This is a genomic window from Streptomyces sp. NPDC044106 (genome assembly GCF_056433985.1).
Map to the genome: position 1 here is coordinate 126,859 of NZ_JBWKFZ010000014.1, position 25,173 is coordinate 152,031.

Annotated in this window: 23 protein-coding genes and 1 tRNA gene; 8 read left to right on the top strand and 16 right to left on the bottom strand. The window is 71.4% G+C overall.

Annotation, left to right across the window (positions count from 1 at the left end):
- Positions 1–120 precede the first annotated feature (120 nt).
- The 9 genes from AC07DI_RS25860 to AC07DI_RS25900 all read right to left on the bottom strand — a co-directional run bounded on the left by AC07DI_RS25860 (position 121) and on the right by AC07DI_RS25900 (position 10,330).
- Complete coding sequence (locus AC07DI_RS25860) at positions 121–945, bottom strand: HAD family hydrolase (protein WP_384254535.1); 825 nt, start codon at positions 943–945, stop codon at positions 121–123.
- Entirely contained in the window at positions 942–2,231 is a 1,290-nt protein-coding gene (gene serS, locus AC07DI_RS25865; RefSeq protein WP_478906272.1) for a serine--tRNA ligase, read from the bottom strand. The genes AC07DI_RS25860 and serS overlap by 4 nt, the downstream gene beginning before the upstream one ends.
- Before the next feature lie 614 nt (positions 2,232–2,845).
- Entirely contained in the window at positions 2,846–3,781 is a 936-nt protein-coding gene (pheA, locus tag AC07DI_RS25870) for a prephenate dehydratase (protein ID WP_384254540.1), read from the bottom strand.
- Positions 3,782–3,932: 151 nt separating this feature from the next.
- A complete protein-coding gene (efeB, locus tag AC07DI_RS25875) occupies positions 3,933–5,180 on the bottom strand; it encodes an iron uptake transporter deferrochelatase/peroxidase subunit (RefSeq protein ID WP_478906273.1) in 1,248 nt (415 codons plus the stop codon).
- An 11-nt stretch (positions 5,181–5,191) separates the two neighbouring features.
- Positions 5,192–7,147 (bottom strand): copper resistance CopC/CopD family protein, encoded by a 1,956-nt coding sequence (locus AC07DI_RS25880; RefSeq protein ID WP_384254545.1) that lies wholly within the window; start codon positions 7,145–7,147, stop codon positions 5,192–5,194.
- A 14-nt stretch (positions 7,148–7,161) separates the two neighbouring features.
- Entirely contained in the window at positions 7,162–7,632 is a 471-nt protein-coding gene (locus AC07DI_RS25885; RefSeq protein ID WP_478906385.1) for a copper chaperone PCu(A)C, read from the bottom strand.
- A gap of 71 nt (positions 7,633–7,703) precedes the next feature.
- Positions 7,704–8,399 carry an SCO family protein gene (locus AC07DI_RS25890; protein ID WP_478906274.1) on the bottom strand — a complete coding sequence of 232 codons (696 nt, stop codon included), beginning with the start codon at positions 8,397–8,399 and terminating at the stop codon, positions 7,704–7,706.
- 91 nt (positions 8,400–8,490) lie between these two features.
- On the bottom strand, positions 8,491–9,213 hold the full coding sequence (locus AC07DI_RS25895) for a YcnI family copper-binding membrane protein (RefSeq protein WP_478906275.1): 723 nt from the start codon (positions 9,211–9,213) through the stop codon (positions 8,491–8,493).
- A 172-nt stretch (positions 9,214–9,385) separates the two neighbouring features.
- Positions 9,386–10,330 (bottom strand): hypothetical protein, encoded by a 945-nt coding sequence (locus AC07DI_RS25900; protein WP_478906276.1) that lies wholly within the window; start codon positions 10,328–10,330, stop codon positions 9,386–9,388.
- Positions 10,331–10,578: 248 nt separating this feature from the next.
- Here AC07DI_RS25900 and AC07DI_RS25905 point away from each other — a divergent pair, with 248 nt between their 5' ends.
- The gene (locus AC07DI_RS25905) at positions 10,579–11,046 is read left to right on the top strand and encodes an ATP-binding protein (protein WP_384254554.1); all 468 of its coding nucleotides are present in this window, start codon (positions 10,579–10,581) and stop codon (positions 11,044–11,046) included.
- Positions 11,047–11,202: 156 nt separating this feature from the next.
- Positions 11,203–12,105 (top strand): MBL fold metallo-hydrolase, encoded by a 903-nt coding sequence (locus tag AC07DI_RS25910; RefSeq protein WP_478906277.1) that lies wholly within the window; start codon positions 11,203–11,205, stop codon positions 12,103–12,105.
- A gap of 22 nt (positions 12,106–12,127) precedes the next feature.
- Here the strand turns inward: AC07DI_RS25910 and pdxR are convergent, their stop codons facing one another.
- Complete coding sequence (gene pdxR, locus AC07DI_RS25915) at positions 12,128–13,600, bottom strand: MocR-like pyridoxine biosynthesis transcription factor PdxR (RefSeq protein ID WP_478906278.1); 1,473 nt, start codon at positions 13,598–13,600, stop codon at positions 12,128–12,130.
- Between the two features lie 47 nt (positions 13,601–13,647).
- On the opposite strand from pdxR, the gene AC07DI_RS25920 reads away from it, so the two are divergent.
- Complete coding sequence (locus AC07DI_RS25920) at positions 13,648–14,157, top strand: carboxymuconolactone decarboxylase family protein (protein WP_478906279.1); 510 nt, start codon at positions 13,648–13,650, stop codon at positions 14,155–14,157.
- Between the two features lie 101 nt (positions 14,158–14,258).
- Here the strand turns inward: AC07DI_RS25920 and AC07DI_RS25925 are convergent, their stop codons facing one another.
- Complete coding sequence (locus AC07DI_RS25925) at positions 14,259–15,719, bottom strand: aminopeptidase P family protein (RefSeq protein WP_478906280.1); 1,461 nt, start codon at positions 15,717–15,719, stop codon at positions 14,259–14,261.
- 100 nt (positions 15,720–15,819) lie between these two features.
- Entirely contained in the window at positions 15,820–17,403 is a 1,584-nt protein-coding gene (locus AC07DI_RS25930) for a PP2C family protein-serine/threonine phosphatase (protein ID WP_478906281.1), read from the bottom strand.
- A gap of 454 nt (positions 17,404–17,857) precedes the next feature.
- Here AC07DI_RS25930 and AC07DI_RS25935 point away from each other — a divergent pair, with 454 nt between their 5' ends.
- Both AC07DI_RS25935 and AC07DI_RS25940 read left to right on the top strand, forming a co-directional pair.
- Entirely contained in the window at positions 17,858–18,535 is a 678-nt protein-coding gene (locus tag AC07DI_RS25935) for a bifunctional DNA primase/polymerase (protein WP_478906282.1), read from the top strand.
- A gap of 55 nt (positions 18,536–18,590) precedes the next feature.
- A complete protein-coding gene (locus AC07DI_RS25940; protein WP_478906283.1) occupies positions 18,591–19,142 on the top strand; it encodes a hypothetical protein in 552 nt (183 codons plus the stop codon).
- 204 nt (positions 19,143–19,346) lie between these two features.
- Here AC07DI_RS25940 and AC07DI_RS25945 read toward each other — a convergent pair whose 3' ends face one another.
- The 3 genes from AC07DI_RS25945 to AC07DI_RS25955 form a co-directional block, all read right to left on the bottom strand.
- Positions 19,347–20,336: a DUF5926 family protein gene (locus AC07DI_RS25945; RefSeq protein WP_478906284.1), complete on the bottom strand. Its 990-nt coding sequence runs from the start codon at positions 20,334–20,336 to the stop codon at positions 19,347–19,349.
- A gap of 126 nt (positions 20,337–20,462) precedes the next feature.
- Positions 20,463–21,080: an ATP-binding protein gene (locus AC07DI_RS25950; RefSeq protein WP_478906285.1), complete on the bottom strand. Its 618-nt coding sequence runs from the start codon at positions 21,078–21,080 to the stop codon at positions 20,463–20,465.
- A gap of 53 nt (positions 21,081–21,133) precedes the next feature.
- Positions 21,134–21,970 carry a glycerophosphodiester phosphodiesterase gene (locus tag AC07DI_RS25955; protein ID WP_478906286.1) on the bottom strand — a complete coding sequence of 279 codons (837 nt, stop codon included), beginning with the start codon at positions 21,968–21,970 and terminating at the stop codon, positions 21,134–21,136.
- A 254-nt stretch (positions 21,971–22,224) separates the two neighbouring features.
- On the opposite strand from AC07DI_RS25955, the gene AC07DI_RS25960 reads away from it, so the two are divergent.
- The 3 genes from AC07DI_RS25960 (at position 22,225) to AC07DI_RS25970 (ending at position 24,706) form a co-directional block, all read left to right on the top strand.
- A complete protein-coding gene (locus AC07DI_RS25960; protein WP_478906287.1) occupies positions 22,225–23,805 on the top strand; it encodes a S1C family serine protease in 1,581 nt (526 codons plus the stop codon).
- Positions 23,806–23,859: 54 nt separating this feature from the next.
- A tRNA-Ser gene (locus AC07DI_RS25965) sits at positions 23,860–23,944 on the top strand.
- A 210-nt stretch (positions 23,945–24,154) separates the two neighbouring features.
- Positions 24,155–24,706, top strand: coding sequence for an EF-hand domain-containing protein (locus AC07DI_RS25970; protein ID WP_478906288.1), 552 nt, complete (start codon positions 24,155–24,157; stop codon positions 24,704–24,706).
- 161 nt (positions 24,707–24,867) lie between these two features.
- Here the strand turns inward: AC07DI_RS25970 and AC07DI_RS25975 are convergent, their stop codons facing one another.
- Positions 24,868–25,107: a chaplin gene (locus AC07DI_RS25975; protein WP_478906289.1), complete on the bottom strand. Its 240-nt coding sequence runs from the start codon at positions 25,105–25,107 to the stop codon at positions 24,868–24,870.
- Between the last annotated feature and the right edge of the window lie 66 nt (positions 25,108–25,173).

Genomic DNA, 25,173 nt, shown 5'->3' on the forward strand with positions numbered 1-25,173 from the left:
GAGCGCCGGACGGGCCGGGGAGCTTGAGCGCACGACGGGCTTGGGAATCTTGAGCGCCCGACCGCTGGAAAACTCAAGCGCCCGACGGGACGGATACGCCCCCTCGCCCGCTCGGCGACCTCAGCCCAGCAAGCGTTCCAGAACCACCGCGATGCCGTCCGCCTCGTTCGACGTCGTCACCTCGTCCGCGACCGCCTTGAGTTCGTCGTGGGCGTTGGCCATGGCTACGCCGTGGGCCGCCCAGCCGAACATCGGGATGTCGTTCGGCATGTCGCCGAAGGCGATCGTGTCCGCGGCCTTCGCGCCGAGGCGGCGTGCCGCCAGGGAGAGGCCCGTGGCCTTGGAGAGGCCGAGCGGCAGGAGTTCGACTATCCCCTCGCCCGCCATGGTCACGCCGACCAGATCGCCCGCCACCCGGCGCGCCACCTGCGCCAGCGCGTCGTCGCTCAGGCCGGGGTGCTGGATGTACACCTTGTTCAGCGGGGCCGCCCACAGGTCGGCGACGTCCGTGAAGGGGATGGCGGGGAGCGGGCCCTCCTGGACCGCGTAGCCGGGGCCGACCAGCACCTCGCCGTCGATGCCGTCGCGGCTCGCGGCGAGGAAGAGCGGGCCGATCTCCGCCTCGATCTTGGCGAGCGCAAGGCCCGCGAGCTGGCGGTCGAGCGTCACCGAGGTGAGCAGCCGGTGCTCCCCCGCGTGGTACACCTGCGCGCCCTGGCCGCACACCGCGAGCCCGTCGTAGCCGAGGTCGTCGAGGATGTGCCGGGTCCAGGGCACCGCACGGCCGGTGACGATGATGTGCGCCGCGCCCGCCGCGGTGACCGCGGTGAGCGCCTGGCGCGTACGTCCCGAAACCGTGTCGTCGGGGCGCAGCAGCGTCCCGTCGAGGTCGGTCGCGACCAGCTTGTACGGGAAGGAGGGCGTGACCGGAGCAGGGTGACTCACTTGGCGATGGGCTCCAGAATCTCTCGGCCCCCGAGGTACGGACGCAGGACCTCGGGCACCACCACGGAGCCGTCGGCCTGCTGGTGGTTCTCCAGGATGGCCACGATGGTGCGCGGAACGGCGCACAGCGTGCCGTTCAGCGTGGCCAGCGGCTGGAGGACCTTCTTGCCGTCGCTGCTGTCGCGCATCCGGATCGACAGGCGGCGGGCCTGGAAGCCGTCGCAGTTCGAGGCGGAGGTCAGCTCGCGGTACTTGCCCTGGGTGGGGATCCACGCCTCGCAGTCGTACTTGCGCGAGGCCGAGGCGCCGAGGTCACCCGTCGCCACGTCGATCACCTGGAAGGGCAGGCCAAGGCCGGTCAGCCACTGCTTCTCCCACTCCAGGAGACGCTTGTGCTCGTTCTCGGCGTCGGCCGGGTCGACGTACGAGAACATCTCGACCTTGTCGAACTGGTGGACGCGGAAGATGCCGCGGGTGTCCTTGCCGTACGTGCCGGCCTCGCGGCGGTAGCAGGGCGAGAAGCCCGCGTACCGCAGGGGCAGCTTGTCGGCGTCGATGATCTCGTCCATGTGGTACGCCGCGAGCGCCACCTCGGAGGTGCCGACCAGGTAGTAGTCGTCCTTCTCCAGGTGGTACACGTTCTCCGCGGCCTGGCCGAGGAAGCCCGTGCCCTCCATGGCGCGCGGGCGGACGAGCGACGGCGTCAGCATGGGGATGAACCCGGCCTCGGTCGCCTGCGCGATGGCGGCGTTGACCAGGGCGAGTTCGAGCAGGGCGCCGATACCGGTGAGGTAGTAGAAGCGCGATCCGGAGACCTTGGCGCCGCGCTCGACGTCGATCGCGCCGAGCAGCTCGCCGAGCTCAAGGTGGTCCTTCGGCTCGAAGCCCTCGGCCGCGAAGTCGCGCGGGGTGCCGATCGTGTCGAGGACGACGAAGTCCTCCTCGCCGCCGACCGGGACGTCCGGGTGGACGAGGTTGCCCAGCTGCCCGAGGAGGCGCTTGGTCTCCTCGTCGGCCTCGTCCTGCGCGGTGTTGGCCGCCTTGACGGCCGCGGAGAGCTCGCCCGCCTTCTTCAGGAGCTCCTGCTTCTCCTCGGGCGCGGCCTTGGGGATCAGCTTGCCGAGCGCCTTCTGCTCGGAGCGGAGCTCGTCGAAGCGGAGGCCGGACGACCTGCGCCGCTCGTCGGCGGAGAGCAGGGCGTCGACGAGCGCGACGTCCTCTCCACGGGCGCGCTGGGAGGCGCGAACACGGTCGGGGTCCTCACGGAGCAGGCGAAGGTCAATCACCCTTCAAGGCTACCGTCGCGCGGTTGCGGCCTACGACTCGATATTGCATGGTGTGCGTTATGCCCGTTTTGCCGGAATGGGAATTCCCGGCGGCCGACGGCTCCGAATGGGGCTCGGCCCGGCTGGAAAAACGCCGCCGCTGAGCACTCGGGGTGCGGGTCAATAAATGGCCACCATTCCCCGAAATGGGGCAGACCGCACCCGGCGTCTTGACCCGAACTCCTTGCGGGAGGCGGGACTTGGCCGCCCGCTCGCCGCGGTTGTCCACAGGAATCGGCGACTCCGGACGGTTGTCCACAGCCTGTGCGAAAGATCTGTGGATGCCGGAAGGGGGAGTTCCGAAAGCTCCGCACGGGCCGAAGGAATCGCTTCCCAAACCACCCGCACACCCTCTTTCGAGTGGAAATCCCTCGCCCCAAAGAGTTGATCAATGGAAAAGAGTGGACGAGGGGTGACGTGCCGGACTGTGGACGGACTTGAGGCCCCTGCGCCGATTTGTCGACCATGTCGTGCTTCGTTGTCGACTTGTCCCCAGGTCGAGACGCGCACCTGTGGATAACTTCTGTGGACAACGTAAATCTGCAGGTAGGACCGGACGGCGAGCGGGCGAGCGGCTAGAAACGGCCGTCCTCGCAGCGTGCCAGCCAGTCCGACGCCGCCATGAACTCGCTGTCGGTCGTGCCGGGCCGCAGCGGCCGGACGTCCTCCGTCGCCACTCCGGCCCGCGGGTACGACCCGAGGAAGCGCACCTGCGGGCAGATCCGCTTGAGCCCCATCAGGGCCTCGCCGACCCGGCGGTCCGTGATGTGCCCCTCGGCGTCCATCGAGAAGCAGTAGTTGCCGATGCCCTGGCCCGTCGGCCGCGATTCGATCCGCATGAGGTTGACGCCGCGTACGGCGAACTCCTGGAGCAGTTCGAGCAGCGCGCCGGGGTGGTCGTCGCCCAGCCAGATGACGACGGAGGTCTTGTCGGCCCCCGTCGGCGCGGCGGGCCGGGCGGGGCGGCCGACCAGCACGAAGCGGGTCTCGGCGTTCGCCGCGTCGTGGATCTCGCTGACCAGCGGCTCCAGGCCGTACGTCGCCGCGGCGAACTCACCCGCGAAGGCGGCGTCGAAGCGGCCCTCCTGGACCAGGCGGGCGCCGTCCGCGTTCGAGGCCGCCGACTCCCACAGGGCGTCCGGCAGGTGCGCGGCCAGCCAGTTGCGGACCTGCGGCTGGGCCACGGGGTGACCGGTCACCGTCTTGATGTCCGTGAGCTTCGTGCCGGGGCGCACGAGCAGCGCGAAGGCGATCGGCAGGACGACCTCGCGGTAGATCATCAGGGGCTCGCCCTTGGCGAGCTCGTCGACGGTGGTGGTGACGCCGCCCTCGACGGAGTTCTCGATCGGCACCAGCGCGGCAGCCGCCTGGCCGCCGCGGACCGCGTCCAGCGCGGCGGGCACGGAGACCATGGGGACGAGCTCCCGGGCGGCCGCCTCCGGCAGCGTGCGGAGTGCCGCCTCCGTGAAGGTGCCTTCGGGGCCCAGGTACGTATAGCGCGTCGCCGACATACCGTCACCCTAATGGGCCCGACGTGGCGCGGCTCACGCGTCTCACAGAGCGGCGCCCGTCGCACGTACGCGCGTACGAAGAAGGCGTACGCCCCCGCATGCACCCCAACACGCGCCCCCGCATACGCCACGCGCCGGCGCGAGCGGCGGCTCACCCCTCCAGCAGCCGCTGCCCCACGTACTCGCCCTTCGCCGCCCCGCCCGGCACCGCGAAGAGCCCGCTGGCCTCGTGCCGGATGAACTCCGACAGGGCGTCGCCCCGGTCGAGCTTGCGCTGCACCGGGATGAAGCCGCTCATCGGGTCGGCCTGCCAGCAGATGAAGAGCAGGCCCGCGTCGGGCTCGCCCTTGGCGTCGAAGCCGTCGTGGTAGGAGAACGGGCGGCGCAGCATCGCGGCGCCGCCGTTCTGGTCGGGCCTGCTGATGCGGGCGTGCGCGTTGGGCGGGATCACGACCTTGCCGTCCGGGCCGGTCTTGTCGAGCTTCGGCTCGGTGCTCTCCGAGCCGCCCGTCAGCGGTGAGCCGTCCGACTTGTGCCGTCCGATCACCGCCTCCTGCTCCTTCAGGCCGAGCTTCTCCCAGTCGTCCAGGAGCATGCGGATGCGGCGGACGACGACGTAGGAACCGCCCGCCATCCACGCGGGGTCCCCGCCATCGGGGACGAAGATGCGCTGGTCGAAGGTCTTCTCCGACGGCTTGGGATTGTTCGTGCCGTCGATCTGGCCCATCAGGTTGCGGGTGGTCATCGGGCGTGCGGTGGCGCCCGGCGAGCGGTTGAACCCGTTCATCTGCCAGCGGACCTTCGCCGCGCCCGCCGCCTCCCGCTGGATCGCGCGCAGGGCGTGGAAGGCGACGAGCGGGTCGTTCGCGCCGATCTGCACCCACAGGTCGCCGTTGCTGCGCGCTTTGTCGAGATGGTCCGAGGAGAAGTCGGGCAGCGGGTCCAGGGCGGCCGGGCGCTGCTTCGCCAGGCCCGTGCGGGAGAAGAAGGAGGCGCCGAAACCGAAGGTGACGGAGAGCGAGGACGGGCCCGCGTCCCGGGCGACGGCTGTGTCGTCGCCGTCGGTCGGCCGCCCCGCCATCAGCGCCTGGGCTGTCGCCGACCAGCGGCGCAGCAGGGCTGCCGCCTCCTTGCGGCCCGTCCCCGCCACCAGGTCGAAGGCGACCAGATGGCCGCGGGACTGCATGGGCGTGGTGATGCCGGGCTGATGTTTCCCGTGAAACATCACCTCGTCCGTGCCGAGGGACGTCAGCGCGGACGACGAGCCGTCCACCGCGGCGGAGGAGTCGGACGAGGGTGCCGCGGCGTATCCGGCGGCGCCGCCCGCCGCGCCGAGCGCGAGTCCGGTCGCGCCGGCGGTGCCGAGCAGCCGCCGCCTCGAAATGCCGTTGTCCGCCATGGTCGTTCCACTCAGCCGATCTGCGCGTTCTTCTTCACGGTGACCTGATCGATGTCGCTGGTCCGCACCGTCACCGCGATCTTCCAGTTTCCTGCCATCGGAATCTGCACGCCGTTCGCGCTCCAGTGTCCGGTGGCGATGTGGTCGGGCGCGACGGGCAGCGGTCCGACGTCCTGCGACGCGAGGGTGAAGGAGACCTTCACCTCGGGGACGTCGAAGGCGCTGCCGTTGGGCCGCTTCACGTACAGGTGCAGGGCGTTGCTGCCGCTGCGGCCCGGGTCGAGGTCCAGCTGCACCGTGCCCTTGCCGTCGGTGCCGCCCGTGTCGAAGGGCACCTTGACCTTGAGCGGGCCCGAGCGCTGCGCCGCTGCCGCCGCGGTGGCGCCCGCGGCCTCCTCCTCGGTGCGGCCCGGCTCGGTGGTGGTGAGGATCGTCGTCACGGCGAGCAGGACGACGGCGATGCCGGTCTCGGTGAGCACCGAGCGGCGCAGGCCCGAGCGGTGCGGGTCGGCGTCACGTATGCGCTTCTCGCGGGCGGTGTCCATGGCGGCACGCTGGCGCGCCAACTGGGCGGAGCGCTGGGAATCGCCGCCCGTGTCCGCGTCGGTGGCGGGCACGGTGACCGTCTTCTTGGACGCCTGCTTGGAAGCCTGCGTCTGCTTCCCGCGCTGTTCGACGACCACGGCGGTCGCCGCCGCGGCCTCGGCCGTGATCCGGCCGGTCCACCGGCGGGAGACGGAGGCGACGCCCACCAGGACGACGACCAGGCCGATCTTGACGAGGAGCAGCTGCCCGTACGACGTACCGGTCAGCGCCGACCATGAACCGACCTGCCGCCACGACTGGTACGTGCCGGTCGCGGCGAGTACGACGACGCTGGTGAATGCCACGGCCGAGAACCGGCGCACCGCGGGCGCGTCCACCGCGGCCGTGCGGAAGAGCGCGAGGCACAGCGCCGCGAGCCCACCGAGCCAGGTGGAGACGGCGAGCAGGTGCAGGACGTCGACGGGCATCGCGATGCCCGCCTGGATGCCGGTCGACGCGTGCTCGGCCATCGCCCAGGTCGCCGCGATGCCGATGGCGACGACGGTGCCGCCGATGGCGAGCCCGAAGGTGAGGTCCTTCTTCTCGGCCGCGTCGTCGGGTCCCTCGCGCTTCGCGTACGCGCCGAAGAGCACCGCGATGAACAGCGCGGCGGCGGCGAGGAGCAGCAGCCTGGAGACGAGGGCCGCGCCCGTCTTGGTGTTGAGGACGTCGCCGAGCTTGCCCATGTCGAAGGCGTCGGCGAGCTTCCCGGAGCCGGTGTAGGGGGCGCGCAGGAGCAGCAGGACGAGGGTGGAGGCGGTGAGCGCGACCCAGCCCGACGTCACGAGCCGCTGCAGCGGCCGCACCCCGGCGCCGCGCGGCCAGCAGCCGAGCACGAAGGCGGCGCCGCCGACGAGCAGGATGAACCCGGCGTACGAGACGTAGCGGGTGATGTCGTAGAGCACGCCGACCAGGCCGCCGCCGGCCTCCTGGTCGGGCAGCGCGACCTTGGTGTCGGAGGGCGCGCCGATGGAGAAGGTGAAGGCGCCGGAGACGGGGTGGCTGTCGGCGGAGACCACTTGGTAGGCGACGGTGAAGGTGCCGTCGGGCAGGCCGGGGCGGAGTTTCACGCCGTACGTGTTGGCGCCCAGGTCCGTCGTCTTGTCGGTGTCGGCGCGTTTGCCGGACGGGTCGAGCACCCGCACGGAGCCTTCCGACATGGCGACCTTCTCCGAGAAGGTGAGCTTGACCTGGGCGGGGGCCGCCTCGACCACCGCTCCCTGCCTCGGATCGCTACCGGTCAGCGCGGCGTGCGCGGAGGCCGGCGCGGCCCCGGCGAGGAAGGCGCCGGTCGCCGCGAGCAGCACGAGGAGGAGCCGCCAGACACGGGGGGCGGCGCTGGTCCGGGGAGCGACCCCGGAGCGGGAAGCGATGGTCTGCATCAACGGTCCGTCCCTCAGTGCGAGTTGTGTGACGTGTCGTGCTGCTTCGGCTGGTACGTCGCTTCCTTGACCGGCACCTCGACCTTGACGGGGTCCGACTTCTGGAAGCGCAGCGTCAGGGTGACCTTCTCGCCCTGCTCCAGCTTGCGCTTGAGCTTTTCGAGCATCAGGTGGTTGCCGCCGCTGGTGAAGTCGAGGTGGCCGCCCGCGGGCACGTCGAAGGACTTCTGCTCCTTCATCGCGCCGCCCTTGGTGCTGTGCAGCGTGACCGAGCCCGCGACATCGCTGGTGGCGGAGGTGAGCTTGTCGGCGCCGCCCTTGTTCGTGAGCGTGAGGAAACCGGCCGCCATGTCGGCCATGGTGGGCTCGGGGATGTAGGCGTCGCTGACCTTGAGGTCGGGGGCCTTCGCCGAGGCCGGCTCGGAGTCCTTGCCGGAGTCCGAGCCGCCGCAGCCCGCCAGGGCGAGCGCGGCGGCCAGCGCCATGGCTCCGCCGGTGAACGCGCGGTGGGGGGTGGTGCGGCGCCGGGTGGTGCGGTGGAGGGTGGTGCGGTGGTTCACGGGTTCTTTCCCTCGATGAGCTTGGGGAGGTCCTTCGTGTAGTCACCGGCTGTCGCGTCGGCGTTGTACATGACGTATCCCGAGTCGTTCTTCGGTGAGAAGGCGATGACCTGCAGCCCGTGCATCGAGACGATCTTGCCGTCCTTCTGCTTCTTGGGCGGCTCGATGCTGATGGCGAGCTGGCGGGCGCCTGCCTGAATGGTGGCGAAGTCGCCGGTCAGGCCGGTGAAGTCGGCGTCCACGCCCTTGAGCCACTTGCTGAGCTCGGCGGGGGTGTCCCGCTCGGGGTCGGTGGTGACGAAGACGACCTTCAGCTTCTTCTGGTCCGCCTTGGGCAGCTTCTTCTTGGCGACCGCGATGTTGTTCATCGTCAGCGGGCAGACGTCGGGGCAGTGCGTGTAGCCGAAGTAGATCAGCGTCGGCTTGCCCTTGGTCTCCTTGCGCAGGTCGTACTTCTTGCCGTGCGTGTCGGTGAGGACGAGGTTCGGCTTCTCGTAGGGCTTGTCCAGGACCGTGGAGGCCTTGCCCGAGTCGGTCTCGACGGAGACGTCGGCGACCGGCTTCTTGTCGTCACCGCCGCCGCAGGCGGTCAGCGTGAGGGCGGCGGTGGCCAGCAGGGCAGCCGCGGCGAACTTCTTGTTGGTGCTCTTGGAGAGGTGCTTGGAGTGGCTCTTCGAGCTCTTCGTGCGCATACGGAAATGTCCCAGATGTGAGGGGGTCGGGGTGCACCGGGGCGGCTGCGTGCCGCGGCGGCGCACCCCGTGGGGTGGCTCGGCCGACGGCTCAGCCGGTGACGCGGCGACGGCCCGCGAGGACGCCGAACGCGACGCCCGCCGCGCCGACGACGATGCCGACGATGCCGAGGACGCGGGCGATGGTGTCGCTGCTGTCCGAGGAGTCGGAGGACGCGCTCTCGGTCTTGCCGCCCTTGTCGTCCGCCTTGGTGTCGGCGGCGGCGCCGTGGCCCTCGGTGGCAGCGGTCAGCTCCAGGGCGGGCGCCGGGTGCTCCGGCTCCTCCTGGCCCTTCTGCTGCGGCTCGATCCAGCGGACGACGTCCTTGTTGTCGTACGTCTGGATCGCCTTGAAGACGAGCTGGTCGGTGTCCTCGGGCAGCTGGCCCAGGGAGACCGGGAACTTCTGGAAGCTGCCGGGCTGGATGCCCTTGCCGTCGGCGGTCCAGGTGACCTTGGTGACGGCCTCGTCGATCTTCTCGCCGTGGATCTCCAGCGGCTTGTCGAGCTTGCTCTTGGTGACCTTGACGTTCCAGCCGGGGACGGCCTCCGTCATGACGGAGGCGAGCGGGTGGTCGGCCGGGAAGGTGACCTCGACCTTGTTGGTCGCGGCGTCGTCCATCTCGTTCGGCACCTTGAAGTTGACCGTCGCGTACCCGCCCTTGGCGGCGGCGCCCTCGGGGGAGACGCTGACGTGCGCGAACGCGGGCGCCGAGAGGACGAGAACGGCGGAGGCGGCGACGGTGCCGACGGCGGCGATACGGGACATCTTCATGACAGGAACACTCCACTTTCGTCAGTGGTCACCGGTACGCGACGCGCTGGTCGCCGTACCGGGTGCTGGATACGGGGGGTGGCGCGGCCCGTCGGGCACGCGCGCGACGCCGGGCGACCCCTCCGTACAGCGGTGTGGAGCACTGCTCCGTACAGCGGTGTGGAGTGTCGCGTCAGGCGGCGAGTTCGAGATCGAGGAGGCCGGCCGGGGGACCGCGCCTGATCACCGCGTCCTCGAGCGCGACCGTGCGCGGCTTCGGCGGCGCGAGCAGCGCGGTGCGCGGAACCGGCGGGCCGGTCGTCTCGGGCGCGCCGGGCAGACCCGCCCGCAGGGCGCGTACGAGGGTGAGCGCCGAGCGCAAGGAACGTACCAGCGCTCCTTCGGTGACCCCGTGCGCCCCGTCGGCGAGCCGGATGAGGCGGAGCAGCGCGATGTCGCCGCGGCGCAGCAGCCAGCCGGCGGCCAGGGCCGCGAGGACGTGGGCGATGAGCATGGGCAGGGACGGCAGGAGCGACATGGCGCCCATCGATCCCATCGAGCCCATCGACCCGAGCGGGCCGCCGCCCGGTGCGCCGGTCGCACTCGTCACCGAGTCCAGCGCGGCGTCCGCGGCCGCGGCGGCGGATCCGCCGTGCCCGTGGGCGACGGAGTGGCCCGCTCCGAGAGTGCCCGAACCGACCGAACGTCCCGCGCCACCGGGTCCGAACCCGGCGGTGGTGAGGATCCGGTGGGCCTGCGCGGGCGTGATCGGCGCGGCGCCCGCCCCGCAGACCAGCCGGGCGGCCCGTTCCACCAGAGAGCCGTCACCGTTGCGGGTGACGGCGGTGGTGACCGCGGTGCCGTGCTGGCCGAGGCCGAACAGGGCGTGCAGGCCGAGCTGTCCGGCCGCGAGCAGCGCGGCGATGCCGGGCAGCGAACGGGCCCGCCCGGCGAGCGGCAGCGCGACCGCGAGGACGAGAAGGAAGCCCACGCCCAGCGTCCACAGCGGGACGGCGGCGCAGGAAGCGAGCACATGGCCCCCGGCGGACAGCACGACGCAGACCGCGGCGAATGTCGCGGCCCTGAGCAGCCGGAGATCGGCTCCGTCGCGCGGCTGGCGCTGGTGGGGGGCGTTCATGGCCGGGCCATCATCGCACTGGACCCGTCCGGTGCGTACGGCAGGTCCGGAAGGTCCGGTTCCAGGGTGTTGGGGCGTCTGAGGCTCTAAGACGGGCTGCGAGGGACCCCGAGGCGCCGCGGGCCTACACGGAGCGGCCGGGGCCGCGCGTCCGCCGTATGGGCGGTATCACGTCAACCGTGCGCTTATCCGCGGGCGGGTGTGGCAATACGTATCGGTATGTCGAGCCGCAGCCAGGAGGCTGGAGCATGAGCATCTGGTGGTCTCTCCATTTGCGGCGCGAAGCTGCGAGCGTTCCGCTCGCCCGCCGCCTGTTGATCGGCACGATGGAGACGGCGGGCGTGGACCCCGACGTCTCCTACGACCTGTCGGTCGCTCTCAGCGAAGCGTGCGCCAACGCCGTGGAGCACGGCGGTGCGGGTAACCCCGGCGGCGCGCTGGGCGGCGCGGGCGGGTACCGGGTCACGGCCTATCTGGACGGCGAGAAGTGCCGCATCGAGGTGACCGATTCCGGCCCCGGCTTCCCCGGCTCCTCACGCGGCTGTCCGCCGCCAAGGCCGCCCGCCGCGGAGACGGACGAGCACGGCCGTGGCCTGTGCCTGATCAGGGAACTCGCCGACCACGTCCACCTCGCCAACAAACCCGGCAGAGGCGCGGTGATCAGCTTCGACAAGATTCTCAAATGGCGTGCGGACGCGCCGTTGATGACGGCCTGACGGCTTGCCGGCCGCACGCCCTGAGAAACGATTCGCCACGGCCGGACGGCAGGTGGCGGGGGAATGCGACTGTCCCCACCATGGTTGGTAGCAACCATGACAACTCCCCTGCCTACGACGGCAGATGGCAACGGCCGGCTCCGGCGCCCCGCGCGCATGCGCTCGCTGCGAATCGGCCGTACGAAGCTGACGTACATACCCGACGGCGCGGTGCAGCTGTCACCGCGCCTCTGGTTCTCCGCCTCCACCGAGGACGACTGGGCCGCCCACCCCGAATACCTGGACGCCGACGGTTACTTGACGGCGAGCATCGGCGGCCTGCTCGTCGAGCGCGCCGGTGATGAGGGCGGAGCCAGCGAGGGCGAGGGTGGCGACAACGACGACGCCGTGGGTGCCCTGCTGATCGACGCCGGCTTCGGCCCGCTGACGATGCCCGCGCAGGACGGCGGGCGGATCGGCGCCGTCCGGAGCGGGACGCTGCTCGACAGCCTGGCCGCGGCCGGCCGGCCCCCGGCGCGGATCGGCGCGGTCGCCTTCACCCACCTCCACCCCGACCACGTCGGCTGGGCCTGGCAGTCCGCGCCCGGCGGCGAAGGACCCGCGCTCGGCGGCGCCGAGTACCTGCTGTCCGAGCAGGAGTGGACGGGACGCCACCACGCCGGTGCGGAGGGCCTCGACGACGACATCCTCGGCGCCCTCGAACCGCGGGTGCGCACCGTGGCCGACGGTGAGGAGATCCGCCCCGGCGTCCACGTCCGGCTGCTCCCCGGCCACACGTCGGGCCACACCGCGTACGTCATCTCCGACGGCGGGCAGCGCGTCATCGCGTTCGGCGACGCCCTGCACTCGCCCCTCCAGATCGCCCGCCCCGACTGGTCGGCCTCCCCCGACCTGGACCGGGACGCGGCCGCCGAGGTCCGCCGCGCGCTCGTCGCCGAGCTCGCGGAGCCGGGCACCATCGGCTTCGGCGTCCACTTCGCGGACGTCCCCTTCGGCACGGTCCGCCGGGACGTCGACGAGCTCCGCTGGGTGCCGTACCCGGAGGACTCCTCGGACTGACCGCGCCGCCCCTGCCCGGTGGCTACCGATCCGTCTCGGCAGGGACCCCGACGGAGTCGTCGGCGGGTGGCAGCGCCCGCAGCAGCGCCTCGACCGCGGCGTCGTACGCGTGCTCCGTCGGCGTCGAGTACCCGACGACGAGGCCGTCCCCGGCCGGCATCGTGGCCCGCGGGTGCCGGAAACCGGCGAGCCCCTCCAGCGCGATCCCTTGCCAGGACGCGGCCTTGACCACGGACGCCTCCGTGCCGGGCGGCAGCCGCAGCACCGCGTGCAGGCCCGCCGCGATGCCGGTGGCCGTGATGTGCGGGGCGTGTTCGGCGAGGGCGGTGACGAGGCGGTCGCGGCGGCGCCGGTAGCGCTGCCGCATCCGGCGGATGTGCCGGTCGTACTGCCCGGAGGCGATGAAGTCGGCGAGCGTGAGCTGGTCGAGGACGCTCGCCCACGCCTCCCGCTCCCCCTTGGCCGCGAGGACGCCGTCGACGAGGTGCTCGGGCAGCACCATCCACCCGAGGCGCACCGCGGGGGACAGGCTCTTGCTCACCGAGCCCAGGTGGACGACGCGTTCGGGGTCCAGGCCCTGCACGGCGCCGACCGGCTCGCGGTCGTAACGGAACTCGCCGTCGTAGTCGTCCTCAAGGACCACCCCGCCACCGGTGCGGGCCCAGTCGACGACCGCGGCGCGCCGGGCCGCGTGCAGTGGGCCACCGGTCGGGAACTGGTGCGCGGGCGTGAGCAGTACGCCGCGTACTCGGGGATGCCCCGCCAACTCCTCGACGCGCGCGCCCCGTTCGTCCAGGCCGAGCGGCACGGTCCGCACGCCCGAATCCGCCAGGATCTCCCGGTGGAAGCCGAGGCCGTACGACTCCACGGCGAAGGGGCCTCGCAGCACGCCGGCGCCCGCGCCCGGCGCGCCCCCGAAGAGCAGCCGCAGCGCGTGCGCGGACCCGGAGCAGACCACGATGCGCTCGGGGCCGGCACGCACCCCGCGGGCCCGCGCCAGGTAGTCGGCGAGCGCCAGCCGCAGTTCGACGCGCCCGCGCGGGTCGCCGGGACCGAAGGCCTCGTTGGGCGCGGCGCCCAGGGCACGCCGGGCGGCGGCGAGCCAAGACGTGCGGGGAAAGGACGCCACGTCCGGTGTGCCCTGGCGGAGGTTGTACGCGGGGGTGGCGGGCCGGGCGGGTGCGGGCTTCGGCCGTCGCGGCCGCTTGGGCGGCGCCGCGCGCTCCGCCACCCTGGTCCCGGATCCCTGCCGAGCCGTCAGCCAGCCCTCGGCGACCAGTTCGGCGTAGGCGTCGGCGACCGTGTTGCGGGCCAGGCCGAGGTCGGCGGCGAGCGAACGGTAGGGCGGCAGACGGGTGCCCGGGGCGAGGCGGCCCTCGCGTACGGCGTCGCGCAGCGCGCGGATCAGAACGGCGCGGCGACTGCCCGGACCCGACAGCTCCACATGCAGGTCACTGCCGATGCGTTCCGCCGAATTGACCCATGATTCCGCCATGGGAATGCACCCTACGCGAGGTCTTTCCCGGACCTAGATTCATCGTCATGACGAACAACGTGCACACCGCGAACACCCCGCAGACCGCTTCCACCCCGGCCGCCATCCTCACCCCTCGCCTCAACTTCGCCCAGGCCGCCCCCAAGGCGTTCAAGGCCCTCATAGGCTTCGACGCCGCCGCCCGCGACGGTCTCGACCCGGCCCTGGTCGAGCTGGTCCAGATCCGCGCCTCGCTCCTCAACGGCTGCGCGTACTGCCTCCACATGCACACCTCCGACGCCCGCAAGGCCGGTGAGGACGAGGCGCGGCTGCACATGATCGGCGTATGGCGCGAGGCCAGGCACTTCTTCACGGCGAAGGAGCAGGCGGCCCTCGCCCTGACCGAGGCCGTCACCCTCGTCTCCCGGGGCAGTGTGCCGGACGACGTCTACGCTGAGGCGGCCCGCCACTTCGACGAGCAGGAGCTGGCCCGCGTCCTCGCCCTGATCTTCACCATCAACACCTGGAACCGCATCGCCCTGAGCACCGCCAAGGTCGCGGGCGAGGACGAGCGCTAAACCCTCTGTAAAGGCCCCCTGTAAAGGCCGAAAACGCAGAACCGGGCCTCCTCTTTAAGAGGAGACCCGGTTCGAGAGGGGACCCGGTTCTGCGGGAACACTCAGCCCTTGAGCCGTGCCATCCACGCCTCGACGTCGTCGGACGTACGCGGCAGAGCGGCCGACAGGTTCTTGTTGCCGTCCTCCGTCACGAGGATGTCGTCCTCGATCCGGACGCCGATCCCGCGGTACTCCTCCGGCACGGTCAGGTCGTCCGCCTGGAAGTACAGGCCGGGCTCGACGGTCAGGCACATGCCGGGCTCCAGCGTGCCGTTCACGTACGCCTCGGTGCGCGCGGCGGCGCAGTCGTGGACGTCCATGCCGAGCATGTGGCCGGTGCCGTGCAGCGTCCAGCGGCGCTGCATGCCCAGCTCGAGGACGCGCTCGACCGGCCCCTCGACGAGGCCCCACTCGACCAGCTTCTCGGCGAGCACGCGCTGCGACGCGTCGTGGAAGTCGCGGAACTTGGCGCCCGGCTTCACCGCCGCGATGCCCGCCTCCTGCGCCTCGTACACGGCGTCGTAGATCTTCTTCTGCAGCGCGTCGAAGCGGCCGTTGATCGGCAGCGTGCGCGTGATGTCCGCGGTGTAGTACGTGTGCGTCTCCACACCGGCGTCGAGCAGCAGCAGCTCGCCGGAGCGCACCGCGCCGTCGTTGCGCACCCAGTGCAGGGTGGTGGCGTGCGGGCCCGCGGCGCAGATGGAGCCGTAGCCGATGTCGTTGCCCTCGACGCGGGCGCGCAGGAAGAACGTGCCTTCGATGTAGCGCTCGCTGGTGGCCTCGGCCTTGTCGAGGACCTTCACGACGTCCTCGAAGCCGCGGGCGGTCGAGTCGACGGCCTTCTGCAGCTCGCCGACCTCGAACTCGTCCTTGACCAGCCGGGCCTCGGAGAGAAAGACGCGCAGCTCCTCGTCGCGCTCGGCGGTGACCTTGTCGGTCAGGGCCGCCTCGATCCCGGCGTCGTGGCCGCGGACCACGCGGACCGGTCCTGTGGCCTCGCGCAGCGCGCCGGTCAGCTCGCGCACGTCGGAGGCGGGGATGCCGTACAGCTTCTCGGCCTCGGTGAGGGAGTGCCTGCGGCCGACCCAGAGCTCGCCCTGGCCGTCCAGCCAGAACTCGCCGTTCTCGCGGTCGGAGCGCGGCAGCAGGTAGATCGTCGCGTCGTGGCCGCTCTCGGTGGGCTCCAGGACCAGGACGCCGTCCTCGGTCTGGTTGCCGGTGAGGTACGCGTACTCGCAGGAGGCCCGGAAGGCGTACTCGGTGTCGTTCGAACGGGTCTTGAGGTTGCCCGCGGGGACGACCAGGCGCTCGCCAGGGAAGCGCGCGGAGAGCGCGGCGCGGCGGGCCGCGGTGTGCTCGGCCTGCGCGATCGGCTGCAGGTCGCGCAGCTCGGTGTCGGCCCAGCCGGACTTCATGTTCTCGGCGAGCTCATCGGAGACGCCCGGGTACAGGCCGTTCTTGCGCTGCTTGATCGGCTCTTCTTCGGTCTCTTCCGGGGTCACCGGGTTGAGCGCCTCCGACACGGTCTGCCTCCTATGTACGACACTGGGCCACCCTCCATCGTACGGGTGTACGGAAGGGGTCCCAGGGCCGGAAGGCCACTTACCGCGCGTGCCTGGCGCCTCACTCGAAGCGGGCCGCGAGTACCACCACGTCCTCGTCGCTGTCCACCGCGTCGAGCCCGTCAGGCAGGACGGTGTGCAGCACGTGATCGGCGATCGCGCCGGGGTCGTCCCTGATGCCCCGCGGCACGCTCGCCGCCGCCGCGTGCAGCCGCGCGAAGGCCCGGTCCATCGGTTCGCCGGTGCGGTACAGCAGCCCGTCGGTGTAGAGAAGCACCGTTTCTCCGGGCTCCGGGCTGATCTCCACGCTGGGCGCCTCCCAGCAGGCGAGCATCCCGAGCGGCGCGGAGAGCGAGGTCTCCACGAACTCCGTGCGCCGCTCCCCGATGATCAGCGGCGGGCTGTGGCCGGCCCCGGCGAGGACGACCTTGCGCAGCGCGGGCTCGCAGTACGCGAAGAGGGCCGTCGCCGACCGCGCGGGCTCGGTCAGCCGCAGCAGCAGCTCCAGGTCGGAGAGGACGGCGACGGGGTCCTCGCCCTCCATCACGGCGTACGCGCGCAGGGAGGCGCGCAGACGGCCCATCGCGGCCACGGCGCTGGGCCCCGACCCGGTCACGGACCCGACGGCGAGGCCGAGCGCCGCGTCCGGCAGCGGCAGCGCGTCGTGCCAGTCGCCGCCGCCGCGCGGCCCGGTGCGGTGCCGGGCGGCGAGCTGCACACCGGCGACCCGGGGCAGCCGCGAGGGCATGAGCTCCTCGCGCAGGGTGGCGTCGGCGGCGCGGGCGCGGTCCAGTTCGATCAGCCGCGCCACGTGCTCGGTGGCGTGGCGGGTGTAGAGCCCGACGAGGTGGCGGCGGCGCTCGGCGGGTTCGGCGGGCTCGTCGTACAGCCAGACGGCGGCGCCGATCCGGCCCGCGGAGTCGGAGGCGAGCGGCAGGGCGTAGCTCGCGGCGTATCCGAGGCGGGCGGCGACCTCGCGGTGACGCGGGTCGAGAGCGTCGTCGGCGAGCAGATCGGGCTGCGCGATCTCCCCGGGCACGGCGCCGGGCACAGCAGCAGACGCGGCAGCAGGCCCAGTACCGGCCGCGGCGTCCGCCCCGCCCTCCGCGGCGTCCAGGATCCTGCCGTACGCGGTGGCGGCGCGCGGCACCGTCTCGATGTGCCCGAGGTCGGCGCGGTCGAGGCCGAGGCCCACGGTGGTCTCGGGGCCGAGCCCGTCGGCGGGCTCCACGACGGCGAGACCGCGCCGGGCGCCCACCAGCGCGGCACCCGCGCGCAGGAGCTCTTGCAGGGCGTCGTCGAGGGTGGCCGTGCGGGCGAGCCGTTCGGTCAGTTCGTGCAGCGTGGTGAGGTCGGAGACCCATCCCGCGAGCCGGTCCTGGAGCACGGCGCCCGGTGCGCCCGGCACGGAAGTGCTCCTCGTGGGCGCTGCGGCGGGCGTGGTCTGCGCGGTCGGCGCGACAGTGTGGGCCGGTGGTGGAACAGTGGAATCGATTCCGGCCACTTTCGGAAGGTGAGGGGTGTTCATGGCTGACGGCTTTCCGGCCGGTGCGTAATGCTCAATAGCATCGCAAACCCCCATGTCATTATGCGCCGCTAGCAATGCCTCCAGATGTACACGCACTGGTGAGGGGATGTCCAGCATTGTCCTGCTGGGATTCCTGGTGTCCGTGGGAATTGATCAAGCGGTAAAAGATCTTGAAAATATGGCTGAAAACAGCGGCGGGTTAGGGCATATTGGGGTCGACTGAGGTTGTTCGGTAAAGCGTTGCAGTGGTCGCGCTGGGTACGTACTCAGTGATGGCCAGGGGCAGTTGGGACCCGTCCGGAACCTGACCAAGGACCCGGGCGTCCTAACTCACGACGACCGTGCCCCATCCTCCCGTGGCGGAGGCGGCAAGCAATATCGCGGGACGGCAAACGCCAGGCGCCGCCACCCCACGCCACGTCAACGCTCGGTTCAGAGTGGTTCCCCATGCCGCAGGCTGGGGTCGGATGTGCCAGCTCGTACGTACAGCGAAGAGATCCACACATGGTGTGATGTGGCCCGCAGTCTCCCCGGCTAACCGTCGGCGTGCAACGGAAAGGAACGAGCGCTCATGCGCGAGATCCTCGGAAGGCGACGCAGGCTCCTGTCCTGGCGAATCGGAAGAAAGCCCGGCCGGAGCGCCGGACAGCTCGGCGCGGCTCTGACCTTCGCGACCGCATGGCGGTGGCCCGTACTGCCCGGAGTCGGCCTCGACCGGCGCGACGGCACCCGGTGCGCCTGCCCCGACCTCGACTGCGCGGTGCCGGGCGCGCACCCCCTCGACCCCGGCCTCCTCGCCGCCACCACCGATGAGCGGATGGTCCGCTGGTGGTGGACCAACCGACCGGGCGCACCCGTCGTGCTCGCCACCGGAGGCAGCGCCCCGTGCGCCGTGAGCCTCCCCGTGGACGCGGGCGTGCGCGCCCTCGCCGCGCTCGACGAAGCCGGCATCAGGCTCGGCCCTGTGGTCGCCACCGAGACCAGGCTCCATGTGCTCGTCGCGCCGTACTCCATGGCCCAGCTGGGTGAGCTCCTCTATACGAAGGACTACGTCCCCGGCTCACTGCGCTTCCACGGGGAGGGCGGTTATCTCGCCCTGCCCCCCTCCGAGACGGGGCAGGGCAGGGTCCGCTGGGAGCGCGCGCCGCTGCCCGGTTCGGCCGCCCCCTGGGTGCCGGACGTCGAGGCGGTGGTGGACGCCGTCGTGGACGCCCTCACTCGTACGGGTGTGAGCGCCCCCGAGTTGTAGGGGAATCGGGCGCGCGGCGGCCGGGCCGCGCGCCCACTGTCGATATCTTCGGCTCATGCAACCCCGCCTGATCGTGCTCCTGGGCGTCGTGGCCGTCACGGTTCTTCTACCGCTCGCCGGCGCGTCCGCGGGGCCGGTGGGTGACGGTGACGCGAAGTCGCCCCCTCCCTCCCCCTCACGCGCCCCCTCGAACGCCCCTTCGGAGCCATACCGGTCTGCGGGGTCCGGTCCGGAGTCCTCCCTGCCCGCGGTCCTCGGAGAGACCACCGCGGCGCGGTGCGGCCCCGAACTCTCCTCGCCCGACGGCATCGAGGCGCAGACCTGTGTCCTCACGCGCGCCCGCGACACCTGGGCGCGCACGTACTACCGCAATGCCACCGGCGAGGAGCTGACCGCCGTGCTGACCCTGATGGGTCCCGGCGCTCGCACCGTGCAAATGCACTGTGTGGTGGGCGTGGGGGACGAACCGGCGACGTGCGAGACCCCGCGTGAGCGGACGGCGGGCGAGGCGGCGGCGTACGCGGCGGTGGCGGAGTACGCGGCGGGGGAGACGGGCCGACTGCTGCTGCGCTCCGGGAGCAACTCCGCGTCGGCGCAAGGCAGTTGAGACCCGAACCGGTCCCGGGAAATGAAAAAGGCCCGGTTGCTGGCGACGGGGGATGCACCAGCAACCGGGCTACCTGAACGGTAACAAGAGATCGGCTCTTGGCAAATTCGATCCCAGTTATCCGGACAGGGATTTATCTGTCCCTACGGGGAGTTGTGACAGGAGTCACGCATACGACCCCTACCGCCCCGACCGGCCGATGGTTCAGCTGAGCGTGACCTGACGGTTGGTGAGGCCGCCGCGCGCCCGGCGCTCGTCCGCGGTCAGCGGCGCGTCGGAGGCGAGCGCCGCCGCGAGCCGCTCCGCGAACTGCGCCGCGGGCTTCTCGACGTCCGCGGCGCCGACGTCGCTCGGCAGGTCCCACACCGGCACGGTCAGACCGTGCGCACGGAACGAACCGACCAGGCGCGTGCCCTCGCCGAGGCTCGACGTACCGGCCGCGTGCAGCCGGGCCAGCGCGTCAAGGAGCTGCTCCTCGGGGTGCGGCATGACCCAGCGCAGGTGGTTCTTGTCCGGCGTCTCACACCAGTACGCGGCGTCCACGCCGGTCAGCTTGGCGGTCGGGATGGCGGCGTCGTTCGCCCGCTCCAGGGAGGCGGAGACCTCCGGCGTCGCGTTCTCCGCGTCCGGCACCCAGAACTCGAAGCCCGAGTGCACGATCGGCTCGAACGGGCCCGCCGGGTCGAGCAGGTCCTGCAGCCGCGGACCGTCGGCCGGGGCGCGGCGGCCCTTCACCGGCGTACCCGGCTCGGCCTCCAGGGCGCGCTGCAGGGTGTCGGCGAGGTCGCGGCTGATGTCGCCGGACGCGGTGTCGTTCTGCAGGCCGAGCAGGACCGAGCCGTCGTCGCGGCGCAGCGCGGGCCAGGCCATCGGCAGCACGGTGGCGAGGGAGACCGAGGGAACGCCCTCGGGGAGCCCGCCCTTGAGGGTCAGCTCCACCGTGGCGGCGGGGACCAGCTCGCGCAGCGCGACCCAGTCGCCCTCGCCGGGCAGGCCTTCGAAGGGGCGCTGCACCAGCTCGGTCACCGCGTGGGCGGCGGCCCGGCCGTGACAGGCCTTGTAGCGGCGGCCCGAACCGCAGGGGCAGGGCTCGCGGGCGCCGACGACGGGGTAGTTCTCATCGGCGCCCGAGGCGCCGGTCCCGCTCTTGAGCTGCGACTGCTTGCCCTTGGTCTGGGGGCGCTTCTTGGCCATCTTGGGTGTCTCCCGGCTACGGCTCTCTTGCGTACGGGCGCGAGCCTAGCCGTTGGTACGGGGGCCGTCGGGACGTGTGGCCCGGCGACCGTCCGGCAGGTGCCCGTGCGGTGCCCGGCGGTTGCCTCAGTCGAGGTCGTCGAAGGGGTCCGGGAAGGCGAGGTCGGTTATCGCGGCCGCCGACGGCGCGGCGACGCGCGTAGCGAAGTCCTCGTGACGGTGCCCCGCTCGCAGGACGACCCACACGGTGACCTCGCCGTGCGCGTCGTCGCGGACGCCCCAGGTCTCGGCGAGCGCCGTGATGATGTTGAGCCCGCGGCCGCCGCGCGCCGTGACCGACGGGGTGGCCGGGAGCGGGCGGGTCGGTCCGCCGCCGTCCGTCACCTCGACCGTCAGCAGGCCCGCCTTGTCGACGTGCCACGCCGCCCGCACGTCACCGTCGCCGACCATCCCGCGGCCCAGCGGCCTGCCGTGCCGGCAGGCATTGCTGAGCAACTCCGACAGGACCAGTACGGCATCGTCGACGACCGACTCCGAGACCCCGCTCATGCGCAGCTGACTGCGCATCCGGTGTCTTGCTTCCCCCACGCCCGCAGGGCCATGGGGTACGGCCATGCTCGACGACGTGGGCACCTCCCGTGCCACCACCAACGCCACCCCCGAGACCTCCTTCGCCCCACGCCACGGTGTGGATGCCCCAATGGACTGGACCGGAAACCGGCCACTCGACGTCCGGTGACGCACTCGTAACGATCGAATACGGACCGAACGCGCCGGTGCACACCCTGTAACCGGAGTTAATGAAGTCCCAGCTGATTCAGTTGGGACAGAACTTGCTTGGGGCGGTTGGTGATGATCGCGTCGACACCCAGTTCGGCGCAGAGTTCGACGTCCTCCGGTTCGTTCACGGTCCACACGTGCACCTGGTGTCCCGCGCGCTTCAGCTTGGCCACGTACCCGGGGTGGCCGCGCACGATCCGCATGCCGGGGCCTGCGATGCGTACGCCTTCCGGAAGGCGCCCGTCACGGTGGCGCGGCGAGACGAACTGCATCAGGTAGACGGTCGGCAGCGTCGGCGATGCGGCCCGTACGCGGTGCAGTGAGCGCGCCGAGAAGCTCATGACCCGTACCGGCGAATCGGCTTCGGAGGAGGGGGCGTCAAGGCCGAAGCGCTTGAGCAGCAGAAGCAGGCGCTCCTCCACCTGGCCCGCCCAACGGGTGGGGTGCTTGGTCTCGATCGCGAGCCGTACGCGACGCCCCGATGCATTGCTTTCGGCCACCAGCTCCAGCAGCCGCTCCAGGGTGAGGACGGACGTGTCGGCGCCCGTGGAGCCCTCCCAGTCCGGCCCTTCCTCGGCCTCGCCGTGGTGTCTCTTCCAGGACCCGAAGTCCAGGGCGGCGAGATCGGCGAGTTCGAGGGCGGAGACGGCGCCGCGGCCGTTCGACGTACGGTTGACGCGCCTGTCGTGGACGCAGACAAGGTGGCCGTCGGCGGTGAGCCGGACATCGCATTCGAGGGCGTCGGCGCCGTCCTCGACCGCCTTCTTGTACGCGGCCAGCGTGTGCTCGGGAGCGTCCTCGGACGCTCCGCGGTGGGCGACGACCTGGATCTGGTGCTGTCGTGCGAGGGTCACCGCGTCATGGTGCCATCACGGGGTACTCGGCGGCTCGCCGGACGGTGCCCTCCGGGGGCGCCGGACACACAGGCTCGGCTTATGGTGCCCTGACAGCCCATGGGAAAAGCTGACTGCAGACAGATGGACAGATGCCTACATGGACAGATGCCCATCTGTCCGGATGTCCATAGAGGACGGACGGACGCACAGTCGGCGCCCCAGGCCGTGACCGAGAACGCACGCAACGACAGCATGGACCGAGGAGAAGAGCTGTGAGCACCGAGAACGAGGGCAACGAGGTACCCAAGGCCCCGTCCGCGCCTCCCGCGCCGGTGGACGCTCCCGCAGTTCCTGCCGACTCCGCTGCCGCCGGTCCCGCGGCCGGGCCCGTCGCCGGGGCCGACCACGGCGCCGATCACGGGGTGGGTGGTGGTGCCGACCACGGGGCGGGTCATGGTGCCGGTCACGGCGCCGTGCACCCGGGGCCCGCCGATGCCGTCGCACCTTCCGTACCTCCCGCGCCCACCGGGCAGCCGGGCCACGAGGGGGCGCACGCCGCTCCCGGGCACGCCCCCACCCCGGCGCACGCGGGGGCTCCGCAGAGCGCTTCCGGCGCCGGGAACTGGCCGCCTCCGCAGCCGCCCGCCGTGCCCTCGTACGCCACGGGCGGTGGTTCCGGGTCGGGTTGGGGCGCGTCGTACCAGCCGCAGGAGCCGAAGCCCGGCGGCCGGCGCGGCGGCCTGGTCGCCGCGGTGCTCGTGGCTGCCCTGGTGGCGGGCGGCATCGGCGGTGGCGTCGGCTACTGGGCGGCCGAGCGGAACGACAACGACACGGGTTCGACGACGGTCTCCGCCGCGGACACCCCCGCCGATCTCAAGCGCGCGCCAGGATCGGTCGCCAAGACCGCGAACGACGCCCTGCCGAGCGTCGTCACCATCGAGGCGCAGAGCGGCGGCGGCGAGGGCGGCACGGGCACCGGCTTCGTCTACGACAAGCAGGGCCACATCCTCACCAACAACCACGTGGTGGCGTCGGCAGCCGAGGGCGGAAAGCTCCAGGCGACGTTCTCGAACGGCAAGAAGTACGCCGCCGAGGTCATCGGCCGCGCCGAGGGCTACGACGTGGCGGTCATCAAGCTCAAGAACGCACCGGGCGACCTGCGCCCGCTCCAGCTCGGCAACTCCGACCGGGTGGCGGTCGGCGACTCGACGATCGCGATCGGCGCCCCCTTCGGCCTCTCGAACACCGTCACCACCGGCATCATCAGCGCCAAGAACCGCCCGGTGACCTCCAGCGACGGCGGCCAGAGCGGCAAGAGCTCGTACATGAGCGCCCTGCAGACCGACGCCTCCATCAACCCCGGCAACTCCGGCGGCCCGCTGCTCGACGCGCGCGGGGCGGTCATCGGCATCAACTCCGCGATCAAGCCCGCCGACAGCGGCGGTGGCTTCGGCGGCGGTGGTCAGTCCGGCTCCATCGGCCTGGGCTTCGCGATCCCGGTGAACCAGGCGAAGCAGGTCGCCCAGCAGCTGATCAAGACCGGCCAGCCGGTCTACCCGGTGATCGGTGCCTCGGTCTCGCTCCAGCAGGACGGCGCCGGCGCGACGATCAGCCCGCGCAGCGGCGCGGACGGTTCGGATCCGGTCACCCCGAACGGCCCGGCGGACAAGGCGGGCCTCAAGCCCGGCGATGTCATCACGGAGCTCGACGGCATGACGATCGACAGCGGCCCGACCCTCATCGGCCAGATCTGGACCCACAAGCCGGGCGACTCGGTGAAGATCACCTACGAGCGCGACGGCAAGGAGCACACGGTCGACGTAACCCTGGGCCAGCGCAAGGGCGACAGCTGACCCGCTAGTCTTGTCCCCGCGCCGTCCTGATCCGTTTCCGGTCGGACGGCGCGGGGTGGGTTGCCCGAGCGGCCTAAGGGAACGGTCTTGAAAACCGTCGTGGCGCGAGTCACCGTGGGTTCAAATCCCACACCCACCGCTTGCAGTTCAGTGCGTGCGCAGGTCATGAGGGGTGTCCCCGTTCAGGGACACCCCTTTTTCGTGCTCGCTGTCTCGTCTTGATCAGCGTCAGTCCCGCTGTTGATCAGGTCGGAAAGCTGCCACACGCCCTGTCGCCTCTGATGCGCCGCTTTTGTCGGATTCGTGGGTACCTTGGCGCCGTCAGCGCAAGCGGCCGGGAGGAAAACCAGTGTCCAGCTCAGGATTCGACTCACCGCAACATCGCATCTTCACCATGCTGGATGTGGATGGAGACGGCGTGATCACGCATGCGGAATACCTCGCACGGGTCGACCGCGCGGCCTCCGCGATGGGCCGCGACGCCCATCATCCCGTCGTCGCTGCTTCGCGAGCCGCTCACGAGGCGGTCTTCGGGGACATGGACGGCGACCGCGACGGGCGCGTGACGTTCGAGGAGTACCGCACATGGGTGGGGCATGACGCGTTTGAACGCTCCTGCCGACCCGCCCTGGGTTCCCTGTTCGACATCGCCGATACCGACTCCGACGGACGCCTGAGCCGTGCGGAGTTCACCCGCCTTCGTACAGCGACGGGGAATGCCGCAAGCGACGCCGACGCGGCATTCGAGGCTCTCGACACCGACCTTGACGGGCTGATCGACCGCGACACCTACCTGGAAGGCATCCGCAGCTTCGTGACCACGGGCAACTCCCCCATGGCCGCGGCGTACGGAGCCGGACGACCGCCGGCCGCCCCGGTGCCATCGGCGCCGGCGTCCTGATCAGGGCTGCTGCGTTCGGACGCCACGCTCTCCACGAGGCATGTACGTGAAGGGGCCCCTGGGAATTCTCCCAGGGGCCCCTTTCGGCTTGCTGCGCCTGCAACGGCGTGTGTGCTGAGCCGATTACGACGTGCTCTGGTTGGTCAGCGCGACGGACTTGATCAGTCGTTGACGCAGGTGTTGCCGAAGGCCGGGTTGAGCAGCCCGACGATGTCGATGGTGTTGCCGCAAAGGTTGATCGGGACGTGGATCGGGACCTGGACGGCGTTGCCCGAGATCACGCCCGGGGAGTTCACGGCGGCACCCTGGGCACCGGCGTCGGCCGAGGCCAGACCGGCCCCGCCCACAACGAGGGCGCCGGCACCCAACACGAGAGCGGTGGTCTTCTTCATTGCGGACATGCTTGTTTCTCCTTGAGTACGTGCCAGTCGAAGGGCGCCCTGCCGGGCCACAACGAGACGTCGCTC